The organism is Rhodococcus daqingensis (genome assembly GCF_042665615.1).
Lineage (GTDB): Bacteria > Actinomycetota > Actinomycetes > Mycobacteriales > Mycobacteriaceae > Rhodococcus_G > Rhodococcus_G daqingensis.
The window spans coordinates 142,431-158,510 of sequence record NZ_JBHTCS010000009.1; the positions used below are offsets into that span (position 1 = coordinate 142,431).

Genomic DNA, 16,080 nt, shown 5'->3' on the forward strand with positions numbered 1-16,080 from the left:
GCAGCTTCGGGTGCCCTGCGACCTGAGGCGCCAACTTACCCCTGATCCAAAAATCGTACGCCGACGCTGCCGCGGGGTGCGCGACGAAGTGATCGTTTCCCAGCTCGATTCGCTGGGTTAGGCTCCGAACTGCAGCACCGTCGGTACTCAACAGCGAGCAGCGACGCCAGGATGCAGGTGCGGAAGGCCCTCATGCTGAGCAACGCCAGAAATGTCCTCGTCACGGGTGTTGCGGCGCTGGTTGCGACCGGCCTCACGATCTTCGGGCCGGGCGTTGCCACCGCCGCTCCGATTCCGCCGGGCACACCCGTGCTGAGCAGCGACCTCACCCCGAATCCCACCGGAAAACTCGCCGAGCCGGGAGACGATGTCGCACATCCCGGCGTGACCACCGAATGGTGGTACGCGAGCTTCATGGATCCGCACTCCAAACGCCAGCTCGTCGTCGCGATCTTCACCGCGCCCGTGCCGCTGGTCGGCGCCCTGATGATGTACGGCGACGACGTGAATCCGCTGTCACCAGGGCCGGACGCTCCGTTGCCCCTCGGCTACACGCCGCACCGTGGCGCCGTCATCGACGGGTTGCCCGGGGTGCGCACCGACCGGGGCGAGATGACCTACGACGAGGCTCGCGGGGCGTACCACGTACGTGTGGACTCGCCGTTCAGGGTCGACGCCTGGTTGGACAGGGGTCAGCTCCCCGGGGCCACCGGCCTCATCGATCTGAAGAATCAGGGCCAGTGGATGGGCTGGACCTCTCCCGTCGCGACCAGCGAGGTGACGGGGGCTGCGCTACTTCCCGGCGGTGAACTAATCGACCTGACCGGCTGGCGCGGCTATCACGATCACAACTGGGGCAATTTCACGATGGTCGATCAGCTCGCGGACGGCTGGGAGTGGGGCGTCTCGCACGAGCCGGACGGGGGTGCCTCGATCGTCGCCGGGGTGGTTCGCCGGGGCGCCGAGTGGGTCGGCTCGGTGATCGACGTCCGACCCTCGGGAACGAGGCTGTGCACGAGTTCACGGCTCGACCTCACCGAATGGACGCACGGTTCCGCCCCGCTCGAGGGCGCCACGTTCGCGCTTCCCGGGCGGATCACCGCCACGTGCGGACCGCGGGAGCCGTACCAGTTCTCCAAGACCTTCCACCTCACGGAGCCGGTCGTCGCCGACACCGGGCTGCTCGCACTCAGCCTGGAGGCGCCCTACACCACGGTCGCCGGCTCGGTCGGAATGTTCGAGCACATCCGCAGCCTGGTGGCTCGCATCGAGCAGGCTCAGCGCTTCGAACGAGGTCAGACGCCGACATGAGGACCACCCCCGAGCCTGCCCGCATCCTGATCTCCCGGCGCACCTTCGGGGCCGGCGCGGCCGCACTCGGCGCGGCTGCCTTCCTGCCGTCGCCCCGGGCTCGCACCCACAATCGAGGCAATCGCGTCGCGATTTTCGGTGGCGGAATGTCCGGCCTGGTCGCCGCTCACGAGCTGATCGAACGCGGCTTCGAGGTACACGTGTTCGACGCGAGGCAGGAGATGGGCGGCAAGGCCCGCAGTTTCGGGGTACCGGGCTCACAGTCGGCCGGCCGACGCGAGCTTCCCGCCGAACACGGCTTTCGCTTCTTCCCCGGGTTCTATCGAAACGTTCCGGACTCGATGCGGCGAATTCCGTTCGAGGGCAACAGCGATGGAGTCCTTGGCAACCTCCGCGACATCACCGGTCTGCTCGACGACGATGGCTTCGGTGGTGCCGCAAGCATCGGCCCGGGGCGCTCGGTCGCCGGCTTCCTGCCGGTGGACCTCGCCGCGCTGCGACCCACGGACCGCGGCCGCCTGGCGGACCCGCGCTACCTGGCCGACGTTGTCGGACAGGCGGCAGCACTTCTGATCGGTGTGCCTGCGGATCGGCTTCCGTTCGAACTGGCCGATTTCGGCAGATGCGTTGCGGCCTATGTGACCAGCAGCGCGGAACGCCGGCACACGCAGTGGGACAAGATCAGCTGGTGGGATTTCCTCGGGGCCGGCGACAAGAGCACCTTCTTCCAGGACGCCGTGGCGAAGACGACCAGCGTGGGGTTGGTGGCGGTGAAGCCACAGGTGTGCAGCGTCAGTTCGGCAGGAAACATCGTCGAGGCCTTCGTCTGGAATCTGCTGGTGCCGCTGCCCGGCCCTGACGACGCCTTCGGGGCCCGATTGTTGAACGGGCCCACGTCCGAGGTCTGGATCACCCCGTGGGTGCGCGAGCTCACCCGCTTGGGTGTGCGATTCCACGGCGGACAGGCACTGCACTCCCTGGAAACGGCCGGGGCCACCATCAGCGGGGCACGGTTGATCGACGCAGGCGAGACCGTCCACACGATGGACGCGGATTTCTACGTGTCGGCGATACCGATCGACCGAGCGGTCGGCCTACTGCGGACGACGCCGCTGCTCCGCCTCGATCCGAGCCTGGACGCGATCAAGGAACTGACCGTCGAGTGGATGAACGGCTTGATGATCTACCTGCGCCGGCCACTCGAGGCCGCGAAGGGACCCATCGGGGTCCTCGACCACCCTTGGTCGATCAGCGCAATCGCGCAGTCGCAGGCCTGGAATCGAACGATCGCCGAGCAGTACGGCGACGGCACGGTGTCGGACATCGTCTCGGTGGACATCTCCAACTGGGACGGAATCGGCACGACGGCGATTCCGAAGGCGGCGAAACAGTGCACCAGGGACGAGATCTTCACCGAGGTCTGGGAGACGCTGAAATCCCGCTTCGGTGCCTTCGATCCCGCGCTGTCCGATGCCAACGTGCACTCGTGGTTCCTGGACCCGGCGATCAGCTGGAATGCCGAGGGAAGGACTCACAATGCCGAACCCTTGACCGTGCAGACCGTGAACACATGGGACAAGCGCCCGAAGGGGTCGACGGCAATTCCGAACCTGTTCATCGCGGGCGACTGGATTCAGACCAACGCGAACGTGGTGAGCATGGAGGGCGCGAATCAGGGCGGGCGGATCGCCGCTCAGGCCGTGCTCGACGCCTCGGGCAGGAACGCGGAGGAGGTGGTCCGCTACGACTACTACGTTCCACCGGAGCTCGACGGATTGAAGCGCATCGACGCCGACCGGCATGCGGTGGGCCTGCCCAACATCTTCGAGCGGTGAGCTGATCTACACCTCGAACCGGTACCCCATCCCGGACTCCGTGATCAGGTGCTTCGGCTGCGAGGGGTCGCGTTCCAGCTTGCGGCGCAGCTGCGCGAGATACACACGCAGATAGTGGGTTTCGGTGGCGTACGACGGGCCCCACACCTCCCGCAACAGCTCCTTCTGCCCGACCAGCTTGCCCTTGTTGCGCACCAGCATCTCCAGCATCCCCCATTCGGTGGGGGTCAGGTGCACCTCGTGCTCGTCCTTGATCACCCGCTTCGCGGCCAGATCGACGGTGAACGACTCGGTCACCACCACCGGTTCCCCCACATCGGTGGCGGCGGAGTGTCGACGCACCGCGGCCCGTAGCCGGGCCAGGAACTCGTCCATGCCGAAGGGCTTGGTGACGTAGTCGTCGGCGCCCGCGTCGAGGGCCTCCACCTTGTCGGCCGAGTCGGTTCGAGCCGAGAGCACGATCACCGGGGCGGTGGACCAGCCCCGGAGCCCGGCCAGCACCTCGATGCCGTCCATGTCCGGCAGGCCGAGATCGAGCACGATCACCTCCGGATGCTTCTCGGCGGCGGCCCGCAGCGCCGCGGCCCCGGTCGCCGCGGTCGTCACCTCGTACCCCCGCACGCTCAGATTGATCCGCAACGCCCGCAGGATCTGCGGTTCGTCATCGATCACCAACACCCGTGTCACGCAGTCACCTTCCCGATCCCCGCCAAGTCCACCACCATTGTCAGCCCGCCGCCGGGGGTATCCGTGGCGCTGACCGTTCCGTCCATCGCCTCCACGAACCCCCGCACCACCGATAATCCGAGTCCGACGCCGGTGGTCACGTCCCGATCGCCGAGCCGCTGGAACGAGTCGAAGATCTGGTCCTCCGCGCCGCGGGCGATCCCCGGCCCCGTGTCCGCCACCGTGATCACCACCCGATCCTTCACCGGTGCCGCGGCGATCCGCACCTTCGAGTCCGGGGCATATCGGAGCGCGTTGTCCACCAGGTTCGCCAGTACCCGCTCCAGCAGGCCGCTGTCGGCCATCACCGCATTACCCCCGACATCGACCTGAACGCGGTCCGGGCCCGCCCTGCCGAATCCCGGAGACCCCACCCCGACACCGACCAGGGCCCGATGGACCACCTCTTCGAGGTAGACCGGGCGCAGGGTGGGCCGCACGACACCCGCCGCCAGCCGCGACGAGTCGAGCAGATTTCCCACGAGATTGGTCAGCTGGTCGGCCGACTCCTCCACCGTGGCAAGCAGTTCCGCCGTGTCCTCCGGCGAGAACTCCACGTCGTCGCTGCGCAGGCTGGAGACCGCCGCCTTCACTGCAGCCAGCGGGGTCCGCAGGTCGTGGCTGACCGCGGAGAGCAGTGAGCGTCGCAGCCGGTCGGCCTCGGCGAGCGCCTGTGCCTTGCTGGCCTCCTCGGCGAGCTGACTCTGACGGATCAGTCCCACCGCCTGATTCGCGACGGCGAGCAGTACCCGCCGATCGCGTGCGTGCAGTTCGTCGCCGCGCAGCGCCAGCGCGTACTCGCCGTCGTTGACCTCGCACACGGTGTCGGCCTCGCCGACCGCGGCTGGCGGGTTCGGTCCGACCGAGCTGACCACCTCGGGCCCGCGACGGAGCATGCTCACCGACTGCTGGGCGTATGTCTCGCGCACCTTCTCCAGCAGGGCGGGCAGGTCGGCGCCGCGCAGCACCGACCCGGCGAACAGGGCGAGCAGTTCGGCCTCCTTGGAGGCGCGACGCGCCTCCCTGGCCCGCTTGGCCGCCGCGTCGACTAGCACGGCGACGGCAACGGCGATCACCAGCAGCACCACGGTCGTGATGAAGTTGTCCGGCTCGGCGATCGTGAAGCTGCGCAGCGGCGGGGTGAAGAAGTAGTTCAGCAGCAGCCCCGAGATCAACGCGGACAGGGCCGCGGGCGCGACGCCCCCGAGCAGCGCGACCATGAGCACGACGATGAAGAACAATGCGCTCTCCCCGCCCCACCCGAGGTGCCGGTCCACGAGGCCCATGACCACCGCGGCCGCCGAAGGCACCAGAACGGCTGCGACCCAGGCCAGGATCTTCCGCGAACGGGTGCCTGCCGGCGTCAGTTTGCGCGGCGTGCTCGACTCGCCGTGGGTGACCATGTGCACGTCGATGGATCCGGACTCCTGCACGACGGCCGCACCGATGCCCTCGTCGAAGATGCGGGCCCAGCGCGACCGTCGCGAGGTCCCCAGCACCAGCTGGGTCGCGTTGGCCGCTCGCGCGAACTCGAGCAGGGTCGACGGCACGTCGTCGCCGACCACGCTGTGCAGGCTCGCACCGATGCTGGTCGCCAGCTTGCGCACCTTGCCCATCTCCGGCGCGGACACCCCGGCGAGCCCGTCGCCGCGCACCACGTGCACGACGATGAGCTCGGCGCTGGACTTCGAGGCGATCCGGCCGGCCCGGCGCACGAGGGTCTCCGACTCGGGCCCCCCGGTGACGGCCACCACCACACGCTCCCTGGCCTCCCAGGTGTCGGTGATCTCGTTCTCCGCGCGGTACTTCGCGAGCGCGGCGTCCACCTGATCGGCGACCCACAGCAGGGCTAGCTCGCGCAGCGCGGTGAGGTTGCCACGGCGGAAGTAGTTGCTCAGCGCCGCATCGACCTTCTCCGCGGCGTAGATGTTTCCGTGGGACAACCTGCGACGCAGCGCTTCCGGGGTGACGTCCACGAGCTCGACCTGGGTGGCCGCACGCACGACCTCGTCGGGGACGGTCTCCCGTTGCGTCACCCCGGTGATCTGCTGGACGACGTCGTTGAGGCTCTCCAGGTGCTGCACGTTGAGCGTGCTGAGCACGTCGATGCCCGCGGCGAGCACCTCCTCGACGTCCTGCCACCGCTTCTCGTTCCGGCTGCCGGGGGTGTTGGTGTGGGCAAGTTCGTCGACCAGCACCAGTGCGGGCCTGCGGCGGAGCACCGCGTCCACGTCCAGTTCGGGCATCGTGGTGCCGCGGTAGGCGATCAGCTTCGGCGGCACCACCTCCAGGTCGCCGATCTGCGCGGCCGTGCGGGCGCGGCCGTGGGTTTCCACCACGGCCGCGACCACATCGGTGCCCCGTTCCCGACGGCGATGGGCCTCGCCGAGCATCGCGAACGTCTTGCCCACCCCCGGCGCGGCGCCGAGATAGATACGCAGCTCACCGCGCCTGCGCCTACCTTCGACCTCGACCTCGGAACCGCTACGACTCACTCCGTCATCATCCACCAGTGGACACGTCAGTCGCAGGAAGGCGCGGTCAAGCCCAGCGCGAGGTTCAGCTCGAGCACGTTCACCCGTTCCTCGCCGAGCAGCCCGAGCTGGCGTCCCTCGGTGTTCTCGTCGACGAGCTGGCGGACCCGATCCTCGCCGAGCCCGTTGGCCGCGGCGACCCGGGGCACCTGGATGGCGGCGTAGGCAGGACTGATGTGCGGGTCGATGCCGGAACCGGACCCGGTCACCGCGTCGACGGGAACCTGATCGGGGCGCACGTCCTCCCGCTCCGCGATCGCCGTGCGACGCTCGGCGATGAACGACGCCAGGATCTCGCTGCTGGGCCCCTGGTTGGTCGGCAGGGCGGTCGCCGGGTCGCCCGGCGCGAACGGGTCCTCATCGGAGACCGAACCGGTGACCCTGTTGTGGAAGAACGGATCCGGCGCGCCGGCCTCGACCTGCGGGTCCACGCCGACCCAGCGGCTGCCGACCACGCATCCGTTGCTGTCGCGCACCGGCGAGCCCTCGGCGGATCCGGAGCTGATCCGGCCCACCCCCCACACCGCGGCGGGATAGATCACCCCGAGGATCACGGTGAGCGCGAGCAGCACCAGCAGGCCGGCCCACACCTGTTTCACGAAACCGATAGTGAATCGCATTCAAGCTCACCCAATTCCAGGAATAAGTCGCACGACGAGGTCGATCAGCCAGATGCCGATGAAGGGCGTGATCACGCCGCCGAGTCCGTAGATCAAGAGGTTCCTGCCCAGCAGCTGCGAGGCCGAGGACGGCCGGTACCGCACGCCCTTGAGCGCCAAGGGAATCAGCGCCACGATCACCAGCGCGTTGAAGATCACCGCCGACACGATCGCCGACTGGGGCGTCGCCAGGCGCATGATGTTCAGCGTGTCGAGCTGCGGGTAGATCCCGCTGAACAGCGCGGGCAGGATGGCGAAGTACTTCGCCAGGTCGTTGGCCAGCGAGAAGGTGGTCAACGCCCCGCGGGTGATGAGCAGCTGCTTGCCGATCTCCACCACCTCGATGAGCTTGGTGGGATCCGAGTCGAGATCCACCATGTTCCCGGCCTCCTTGGCCGCGGAGGTACCGGTGTTCATCGCCACACCGACGTCGGCCTGTGCCAGCGCGGGAGCGTCGTTGGTCCCGTCGCCGGTCATCGCGACGAGGCGGCCGCCGCGCTGTTCCTTGCGGATCAGCTCGAGCTTGTCCTCCGGCGTCGCCTCGGCCATGAAGTCGTCGACTCCGGCCTCGTCCGCGATCGCCTTGGCGGTCAGCGGATTGTCCCCGGTGATCATCACCGTCCGGATGCCCATGGCACGCAGCTCGGCGAACCGTTCGGCGATGCCCGGCTTGACCACGTCGGAGAGCTGGATGACACCGAGGACCCTCGGGCTCCCCGCCTCGACCACGGCCACCACGAGCGGCGTGCCGCCGACCTGGGCGATCTCGTTGACGGTGTCGGTCACGGCGGGCGCCACGCCGCCCCCCTGCGACCGCACCCAGGACAGCACGGCGTCGCTGGCGCCCTTGCGGATCTGCGTTCCGGCGGCGCCTGATCCCCCGTCGCTTCGCTCGCCCCCTATGTCGAGACCGCTCATCCGGGTCTGTGCGGTGAACGCCACGAACTCGCCGTTCTTCTCCGCCTCGGTGGGATCCGGGGCGAGCCCGAAGTCCTTGGCGCACAACTCCACGATGCTGCGACCCTCGGGGGTGCCGTCGGCCAGGCTGGACAGTCGCGCAGCCGCCGCGAGCTCCGCCGCGATGACGCCGGGGGCGGGGTGCAGCGCGGTGGCCCGACGGTTGCCGTAGGTGATGGTTCCGGTCTTGTCCATCAGCAGCGTGTCGATGTCGCCGGCCGCCTCGACGGCCCGGCCCGACATGGCCAGCACATTGCGCTGCACCAGTCGGTCCATGCCGGCGATGCCGATGGCCGAGAGCAGGGCACCGATCGTGGTGGGGATCAGACAGACCAGGAGGGCGATCAGCTTGATCGGGTCCTGCTCCTGCCCTGCGTACATGCCCATCGGACCGATGGCGACCACGGCCAGCATGAAGATGATCGTCAGCGAGGCCAGCAGGATGTTCAGCGCGATCTCGTTCGGCGTCTTCTGCCGCGCGGCGCCCTCGACCAGGGCGATCATCCGGTCCACGAAGGAGTGCCCGGGTGCCGCGGTGATCTGGACGACGATCCGATCGGACAGCACGATGGTGCCGCCGGTCACCGCGCACCGGTCGCCGCCGGACTCGCGGACCACGGGCGCGGACTCGCCGGTGATCGCCGACTCGTCGACGGTGGCGATGCCCTCGACGACGTCGCCGTCGCCGGGGATCACCTCTCCCGCCACCACGACCACCCGGTCGCCGACGACCAGCTCGGCACCCGGGACGGACTCGGTTCCGCCGCTTGCCGTGATGCGGTGGGCGGTGGTGTCCTGCTTGACCTTCCGCAGGCTGGCGGCCTGGGCCTTGCCGCGCCCCTCGGCGACGGATTCCGCCAGGTTCGCGAACAGCACGGTGAACCACAGCCAGGCCGCGACCACCCACGAGAACACCGACGGATCGGCGATCGCCATCACGGTGGTGATGACCGAGCCGATGAGGACGACGAACATGACGGGGTTGCGGGCCAGGTGCCGCGGGTCCAGCTTGCGGACGGCGCCGGGCAGCGAGGTGAGCAGCTGCCGCGGATTGAAGATCCCGCCCTGCACCCGGTGCAGGTGGTGGTGATCCTCGCCCGCATCGACCCCGGTGCCCGGGGTGACGCGGGGTCGATCGGTTGTGTTCACACTCATTGAAGAGCCTCCGCGATCGGGCCAAGAGCAAGGGCCGGGAAGAAGGTCAGCGCCGCGACGAGCACGACGGTTCCGGTGAGGAGCCCGGCGAACATCGGTCCGGCGGTGGGCAGGGTGCCCGCGCCCGCCGCCGTCCTCTTCTGCGACGACAGCGAGCCGGCGAGCGCGAGGACGAAGATGATCGGCAGGAAGCGGCCCAGCAACATGCAGACGCCGAGCGAGGACTGGAACCAGTCGCTCGTCACGGTGAGGCCACCGAAGGCGCTGCCGTTGTTGTTGGACGCCGAGGCGAAGGCGTAGAGCACCTCGGAGAATCCGTGGATGGATCCCGGGGTGCCGGGATCGCCGCTGTTGCCCTGGAATCCCGTCGTCGACGACAGGATCACGGTGATACCGGTTCCGATGAGGACCAGCGCGGGCATGACCAGCACCGAGAGTGCGGCGAGGGTGATCTCCCGCTGCCCCAGCTTCTTGCCGAGGTACTCGGGGGTCCGTCCGACGAGCAGGCCGCCGACGAACACGGCGATGAGGGCCAGGACCAGGATGCCGTACAGGCCGGTGCCGACGCCGCCTGGCGCGATCTCGCCGAGCAGCATGTTCAGCAGCACGGCACCGCCACCGAGCGGCGACATGCTGTCGTGCGCGGCGTTCACCGCGCCGGTCGAGGTTCCCGTGGTGCTCACGGCGAACAGGGCTGTGCTCGGGATACCGAACCTGACCTCCTTGCCCTCCATCATGGCGCCCGCCGCGGTGGCCGCGACGCCGCGCTGGCCGGACTCGGCGGCGAGGGTGACGGCCAACAGGCCGGACCAGAGGATGCCCATGACGGCCAGGAGGGTCAGGCCCTGCTTGCGGTCGCCGACCATGGTGCCGAAGGTGCGGGTCAGTGCCACCGGGATGAGCAGGATCGCGATGATCTCGACGATATTGCTCAGCGGCGTCGGGTTCTCGAAGGGGTGCGCCGAGTTCGCGGCCAGGATGCCGCCACCATTGGTGCCGAGCTCCTTGATGGCCTCCTGCGAGGCGACCGGGGCCAGCGCGTTCGTCACGGAGTTGCCGTCGAGCCCGGTGGACCCGAACCCGCTGTGGAACGACTGGATCACGCCCTGGCTCAACAGGATCAGCGCGATGACGAACGAGATGGGCAGCAGGATCCGGAGGCAGCCACGGGTCAGGTCCACCCAGAAGTTACCGATCTCGCCGCCGCGGGAGACGCGGACGAAGCCGCGGATCAGCGCGGCCGCCACCGCCATGCCGACGGCGGCGGAGACGAAGTTCTGCACCGCCAGGCCGATCGGCTGGGTCAGATTGCTCATCGTGGTCTCGGGCGCGTAGGACTGCCAGTTGGTGTTCGCCACGAACGATGCTGCGGTGTTGAACGCCATCGCCGGGCTCACGCCGGCCAGGTCGCCACTGAGCGGCAGCACGCCCTGGACGCGCTGCAGGAAGTAGAGGAACAGCACGCTCGCGGCCGAGAAGCCGAGCAGGCTCCCGGCGTAGCCGTACCAGGTCTGGTCGGCGCGGGCGTTGATGCGGCAGAGCCGGTACAGGACCGTCTCGATGCGCAGATCCCCGGAACGGAGATCGGTGTCGGTGGTGTAGACCTTGGCCATGTAGTCACCGACGGGGACATACAGAATCGCTAGCACGGCGATCACCAGTGCTATCTGCAGTCCCGCAGCAAGCGCGGGATTCATGTATCAGAACCTCTCGGGGTCAAGAAGCGCGATCAGCAGGTAGATCACGAGGGCCGCCGCGATGGCGATCAGGATGACGCTGAGCGTCCCACCGGCGGTCACTGCGCACGCTTTGTCTGCAACCCGCGCAGCACCAGCGCGCAGAGACTGAAGGTGCCGATGATGAGCGCCACGTAGGCCAGATCAGCCATGACAGTTCCTTTTCGAAAGTCTCGTGCCCGCCGTCCGTCGGCGGGTTCCGTCCCCGATTTCGGGCACAGTGCAGCGTGCTCCCGGCCGGGGACGAATTGGGACTTCCTTACGGCTCGCTAACGCCGCTACCTGGGCTGTTGACGCGTTCTTTACGCATATGCGACGGCGATCACGGAGCACCGTGCGCGAGCCGCCGCACCGATGCCGGCACCGGGGTGAGTTCATCCACCCATGGCGCCGGGATCGGCGCGCCTGTCACGGTCCGCAGCGGCACGACACCCGCCCACTCGCCATGGTCGCCGCCCGGACCGCTCGGCGGTGCATCGCGCACCTTCACGGTCCACTGGCCGGCGGCGATCGGCAGCGCGATGGTCAGGGTGGCGGCGAGTTCCTTCTTGGTGTGGGTGCGCACCTCGGCGCCGCGTCCCGGGATCAGGGCATCCGAGAGTGCGGTCAGAGCGTTGGCGGACTCGTCCGGTGACAGCGCCGTCAGGTGCCCACGGACCACAGCGGAGCGGTAGTTGGCCGACGAGTTGAAGAGGTTGTCCGCCACCACGATTCCGTCGAGCATGGCGACGCAGAGCGCCGCAGGCGCGCCCGCGGCGACCTGACGCAGGGCGCCTGCTCCGGTGGATCCGTGCAGAAGGATCCGGTCGCCGTCCCTGGCATAGAGCATCGGCACCGCCCACGGCATGCCGTCGACGACGGTGGCGAGGGTGGGCCCATGGCCCGCCACCCGCACGACGTCCAATTGACGCTGACGCTGCCGCCCACCGGTGAGGCCCTCCGGCACCGCATCGCGGAGGCGATCATCGACGCGATCCGGCTCGGCCGGCTCCACCCCGGCGATGCGCTGCCGCCGACCAGGGCGCTCGCGGCCGAGCTGCGCGTGGCCCGGGCAGGCGTGGTCGAGGCCTACGACGAGCTCTGTGCGGCCGGATATGCCTGCGCGAGGCCGGGATCCGGGACCCTGATCGCGCCTGGCGCCGACGCCGCGGCCGCGGCGGGCGCCGGCTCCCACGTGTCGGACCGTCCGGCGCCGGTCCCCGTCACCGAACCGACCCCGGCGTCGCCGACGTGGGACCTGACCCCGGGATGCCCGGACACCGGCCTCATCTCCCCAGATGATTGGCGGCGCGCCTGGCGCTCGGCCGCGGCGGCGCCGATCCGCCCGCACCCACCCGGCCCGAACGGCCATCCGGAGCTGCGCCGCGCCCTGACGGTGCACCTGCGGCGCACTCGCGGGATCGTCGCCCACCCGGACGAACTGGTCATCGTCCCCGGCGTCAACGCCGCGCTGCGCGCCCTCGCCGCGGCCGCCGACCTCGCCGGACAGGAGGTCGCATTCGAGGAGCCTGGGTACCGCAAGGCCCGACTGACGCTCGAAATCGCGGGCGCTCGCCTCCGCCCGGTCACGGTGGATGAGGACGGCCTCGACCCGGCCGCGCTGCGCGAATCGGATGCGGCCGTGTATTGCACTCCGGCGCACCAGTATCCACTCGGCGCACGGATGCCGGTCTCGCGCCGGGCCCGGCTGGTCGCCCTGGCGCGCGAATCCGGGATGCTGATCATCGAGGACGATTACGACGGCGAGTTCCGCTACGACGTCTCGTCCCTACCCGCGCTGCGGAGCCTCGAGGGCGGCGACGCTTGCGTCGCCTACGTCGGTACCGCATCGAAGATCCTCTCACCCTCGATCCGCCTGGCCTGGCTGCTCCCGCCACGACCGCTGCTGCGCGGGGTACACGACTCGCTCCGGCTCAGCGGCGAGAACGCCTGCGAGGTCACGGGACTCGCACTGTCGGAGTTCATCGATTCCGGCGCCCTCACCCGGCATCTCGCTCGCGCGTCGCGCACCTACTCGGCGCGGCGGACGGCACTCGTCGGTGCCCTCCGGAGCCAGCGCGACCTGATGGAACAGCCGGGGGTCGATCTGGCGGGCATCGAGGCGGGGCTGCACGTGGTGCTGCGCCTGCCCGACGGGGTCGACGACGAGGCCATCGCCGCCGCGCTCGGCGGCCACGGCCTCGCCGTACCGGGACTGGCCCCGTACCGCACCACCGTCGACGGCCCGCGCGGGCTGATGTGCGGATACGCGCGGCTGCCGGAGACCCGGGCCGAAGCCGCGGCCGAGACGATCGCCCGGGTCGTGGGTGGTCACCTGCGCTGACCGTGGTGTGGATTCACCGGCGGGTGCACCGATGTCCGTTCGGCCAATCCCGGGACAGTGTCTGAGTCAGACGGTTACAGTCACCCACATCGCGACCCGTCGGCGCTGACATCTGGGGGGATGCTTGTGAAGCTCACGCGACCGGCTCTGCTTGCCACCCTCGTTCTGATCGTCGGGATCGCCCTCCCCGGCCAGCTCGCCGGCGCGCAGACACCGCAGGAGTTACTCGACGTGCACCGCGAGGCGGTCCCCCGCGCCGAATGCGGGCCCGGTTCGGCACCGGAGCCCGGATTGCAGGGCGAGGTCACGGTGGCGGACCGCGCGAGCGGCCGCAGCACGGCCGGGTACAGCTGCAACGCCGCGCTGGTCGGCCGGTTCCAGGGCACCGGCGGCGGCATCGTCAGCGCGTCGTACCGGAATTGCGCGTACATGGGGTCGTTCTGGCCTTCCCAGGGCCTGGGACCGACCCAGCCGGGGGTGCAGGTCATCGACGCGTCGGATCCTGCCAACCCGAGGCTGTCGACCACCCTGACCGAGCCGGCGATGGCGGGCGGCACCTGGGAGACCTTGAAGGTCAACGAGGAACGCGGCCTGCTCGCCGCGACCGGGGTCGGCCTCCTGGAGGCGGTCGGCTACTTCTCGGTCTACGACATCTCCGAGGACTGCGCACACCCGCGACTGCTCAACACCGGCGTCGGGAGCCAGTTGACGCTCCCGCTGCCGATCACCACCCACGAGGGCGGCTTCTCCCCGGACGGGAACACCTACTGGGCCTCCGGCATCGCACCCGGGCTCCTGCACGCGATCGACATCAGCGACCCGGCACACCCGCGGGTCGTCTGGCAGGGCCTGACCGGGCTCGAGGAACACGGTTTCGGGGTGAGCGATGACGGCAACAGGCTCTACCTCTCGCACCTGGCGGGTGTGACCATCCTCGACGTCCGCGCGGTCCAGCGCCGCGACCCGAATCCGCAGGTGCCGCACGTGTCTCGGCTGTTCTGGAGCGACGGCCAGATCACCCAGCACAGCATCCCGGTCTCCTTTGACGGGCACCCCTACATCTTCTCCGTGGACGAGTTCGGGTCCGGCGGCGTGAAGGCCCTCGACCTCGCGGATGAGCAGAACGTGAAGGTCGCCGCGAACATCAAACTGGAGATCAACCTGCCCCAGAACATGGACCGCTGGTCGAGCTCGAGCCAGGGCAACTCGATCTTCGGCTACGAATCGCACTACTGCTCGGTGGACCGACCGCAGGATCCGACCACCCTCGCGTGCGGTTGGGTGCAATCCGGGATCAGGGTGTTCGACGTCCGCGACCTGGACGACATCCGCGAGATCGCGTACTACAACCCACCCGCGCAGACGAACAAGCATTTCGAGCTCGCGAACTCCCCGCACGCCGTCGCCTCCATCGCAGGCGTGCCTGCCAGCGGCTTCCTTTCCGTGGGTCGCGCGCTGCTCGAGGAGAAGCTCGACCCGCTCGCCACCCTCGGCCCGCGGGCACGCCTGTTCGGCACCGACCTCTCGGCCGACTGGTGCCTGTCGCCGCCCGAGTTCCACGGCGACCAGCTCTGGGTCACCTGCTCCGACAACGGATTCATGGTCCTTCAGCTCACCAACGACGTCTACCCGATCCGGTAGCGCCACATGCGTCGACGGTGGATCTCCCTCGCTCTCTCCGGCTGCGCGATCGTCGGGCTCGTGGGTTTCGGTGTCGCGGCGGGAATGTGGTTCCAGGCGCGGGCCGACCGAACCGACGGCGCGATCGCCCTGTCCGATGCCGAGGTCGGCTTCGTGCAGGACATGGCGGCCCATCACGAGCAGGCCATCCTGCTGACACAGAACCTCTCGGACCAGGTGAGCCCGAACCTTCGGGTGCTGTCCGACCAGATCGAGCTCGAGCAGATGCGCGAGATCGGCGAACTGCGCGGCTGGCTGCGGTTGTATTCGCTTCCGCCGCAATCCCCGTCACCCATGCTCTGGATGGCCGCGGATGCGGGAGGGCACCACGGAAAGATGCGGCCATCCGAGGCCGGCGGTCAGACCGCCACCATGCCGGGGATGGCCGGCTGGCAGGACATCGACGGGCTGCGCGGACTCACCGGCCCGGAGGCCGAGGTGCGCTTTCTCCAGCTGATGGTCCGGCATCACAACGGCGGCATCGACATGGCGACCGCAGGCTTTCGGGTCGGCGCGCTGCCGGCGGTGCGGCAGGCTGCGCTCGCCATGGTCAAGTCCCAGTCCGAGGAGATCGAGGTCATGACCGGGATGCTTCGCGCCCGGGGTGCGGACCCATTGCCGTATCCGTGATCGACGACTCACACCTGCTCGGCCGCTTCCATGTCGAGGATCTTCTCCAGCATCTCCTCCAGTTCCCGGATCGCGGCCACGCCCGGGATAGCGCCGAGGCTGCCCAGTGCCGCGTTCAGCGCGGCCAGAAGGGCCCGAAAGGCCCTGCGCCCGATCGTCCCGCCTCCGCGGACGACCCCCATCACCTCGCTGCGGCCGGCCAGCTCGATCACCGAGAGGGTGAAGTCGCGAGGGGCGCCGTCCCAGCCCGCCGATTCCAACGCGGCAATCACGGTGTCGGCGTGGAAATCCGGGTCCTCGCCGCCGAGTGTGCGGAGCGCCGACCGCCCCTGGTTCGCCACGAGTCGTTCGACCGCCGAAGCGAACTGGCGCCGGAGGTCCGCGTCGGGCACGACGGGACTCTGCCCGCCGCTGTCGTCACCGAGGGTCGCATCCGCTTGCGCTGACCAGCGCAACACCAGCAGGACGTCGTCGACGAGCTGACGCACCGTGAGCATGTCGTCGTAGTCGGCCACGGGGCCTCCTCACCGAGTG

At 69.2% G+C, this 16,080-nt stretch carries 13 protein-coding genes; 5 read left to right on the top strand and 8 right to left on the bottom strand.

Going from position 1 to position 16,080, the window contains the following annotated elements; genetic code table 11:
* Positions 1 to 171 precede the first annotated feature (171 nt).
* Both ACFQS9_RS05145 and ACFQS9_RS05150 read left to right on the top strand, forming a co-directional pair.
* Complete coding sequence (locus ACFQS9_RS05145) at positions 172 to 1,311, top strand: hypothetical protein (RefSeq protein ID WP_378402232.1); 1,140 nt, start codon at positions 172 to 174, stop codon at positions 1,309 to 1,311.
* Positions 1,308 to 3,146 (top strand): hydroxysqualene dehydroxylase, encoded by a 1,839-nt coding sequence (locus tag ACFQS9_RS05150; protein ID WP_378402234.1) that lies wholly within the window; start codon positions 1,308 to 1,310, stop codon positions 3,144 to 3,146. Before ACFQS9_RS05145 ends, ACFQS9_RS05150 begins: the two co-directional genes overlap by 4 nt.
* 6 nt (positions 3,147 to 3,152) lie before the next feature.
* Here the strand turns inward: ACFQS9_RS05150 and ACFQS9_RS05155 are convergent, their stop codons facing one another.
* The 7 genes from ACFQS9_RS05155 to ACFQS9_RS05185 all read right to left on the bottom strand — a co-directional run bounded on the left by ACFQS9_RS05155 (position 3,153) and on the right by ACFQS9_RS05185 (position 11,802).
* Complete coding sequence (locus tag ACFQS9_RS05155) at positions 3,153 to 3,833, bottom strand: response regulator (protein ID WP_378402236.1); 681 nt, start codon at positions 3,831 to 3,833, stop codon at positions 3,153 to 3,155.
* Positions 3,830 to 6,367, bottom strand: coding sequence for a sensor histidine kinase (locus ACFQS9_RS05160; protein WP_378402238.1), 2,538 nt, complete (start codon positions 6,365 to 6,367; stop codon positions 3,830 to 3,832). Before ACFQS9_RS05160 ends, ACFQS9_RS05155 begins: the two co-directional genes overlap by 4 nt.
* A gap of 26 nt (positions 6,368 to 6,393) precedes the next feature.
* Positions 6,394 to 7,026 carry a potassium-transporting ATPase subunit C gene (locus ACFQS9_RS05165; protein ID WP_378402240.1) on the bottom strand — a complete coding sequence of 211 codons (633 nt, stop codon included), beginning with the start codon at positions 7,024 to 7,026 and terminating at the stop codon, positions 6,394 to 6,396.
* 6 nt (positions 7,027 to 7,032) lie between these two features.
* Positions 7,033 to 9,177 carry a potassium-transporting ATPase subunit KdpB gene (kdpB, locus tag ACFQS9_RS05170; RefSeq protein ID WP_378402242.1) on the bottom strand — a complete coding sequence of 715 codons (2,145 nt, stop codon included), beginning with the start codon at positions 9,175 to 9,177 and terminating at the stop codon, positions 7,033 to 7,035.
* Positions 9,174 to 10,874, bottom strand: coding sequence for a potassium-transporting ATPase subunit KdpA (kdpA, locus tag ACFQS9_RS05175; RefSeq protein ID WP_378402244.1), 1,701 nt, complete (start codon positions 10,872 to 10,874; stop codon positions 9,174 to 9,176). The genes kdpB and kdpA overlap by 4 nt, the downstream gene beginning before the upstream one ends.
* A gap of 3 nt (positions 10,875 to 10,877) precedes the next feature.
* The gene (kdpF, locus tag ACFQS9_RS05180; RefSeq protein WP_099459055.1) at positions 10,878 to 10,976 is read right to left on the bottom strand and encodes a K(+)-transporting ATPase subunit F; all 99 of its coding nucleotides are present in this window, start codon (positions 10,974 to 10,976) and stop codon (positions 10,878 to 10,880) included.
* A gap of 259 nt (positions 10,977 to 11,235) precedes the next feature.
* Positions 11,236 to 11,802, bottom strand: coding sequence for a pyridoxamine 5'-phosphate oxidase family protein (locus tag ACFQS9_RS05185; RefSeq protein WP_378402247.1), 567 nt, complete (start codon positions 11,800 to 11,802; stop codon positions 11,236 to 11,238).
* Between ACFQS9_RS05185 and pdxR the strand changes: the two genes are divergently transcribed.
* From pdxR to ACFQS9_RS05200, 3 genes are all read left to right on the top strand, one after another.
* Positions 11,791 to 13,236 carry a MocR-like pyridoxine biosynthesis transcription factor PdxR gene (gene pdxR / locus ACFQS9_RS05190; RefSeq protein WP_378402249.1) on the top strand — a complete coding sequence of 482 codons (1,446 nt, stop codon included), beginning with the start codon at positions 11,791 to 11,793 and terminating at the stop codon, positions 13,234 to 13,236. The genes ACFQS9_RS05185 and pdxR overlap by 12 nt on opposite strands.
* A gap of 120 nt (positions 13,237 to 13,356) precedes the next feature.
* Entirely contained in the window at positions 13,357 to 14,877 is a 1,521-nt protein-coding gene (locus tag ACFQS9_RS05195) for an LVIVD repeat-containing protein (RefSeq protein ID WP_378402251.1), read from the top strand.
* 6 nt (positions 14,878 to 14,883) lie between these two features.
* A complete protein-coding gene (locus ACFQS9_RS05200) occupies positions 14,884 to 15,546 on the top strand; it encodes a DUF305 domain-containing protein (RefSeq protein WP_378402253.1) in 663 nt (220 codons plus the stop codon).
* Positions 15,547 to 15,554: 8 nt separating this feature from the next.
* Here the strand turns inward: ACFQS9_RS05200 and ACFQS9_RS05205 are convergent, their stop codons facing one another.
* Positions 15,555 to 16,061 (bottom strand): hypothetical protein, encoded by a 507-nt coding sequence (locus ACFQS9_RS05205; RefSeq protein ID WP_378402255.1) that lies wholly within the window; start codon positions 16,059 to 16,061, stop codon positions 15,555 to 15,557.
* Positions 16,062 to 16,080 lie beyond the last annotated feature (19 nt).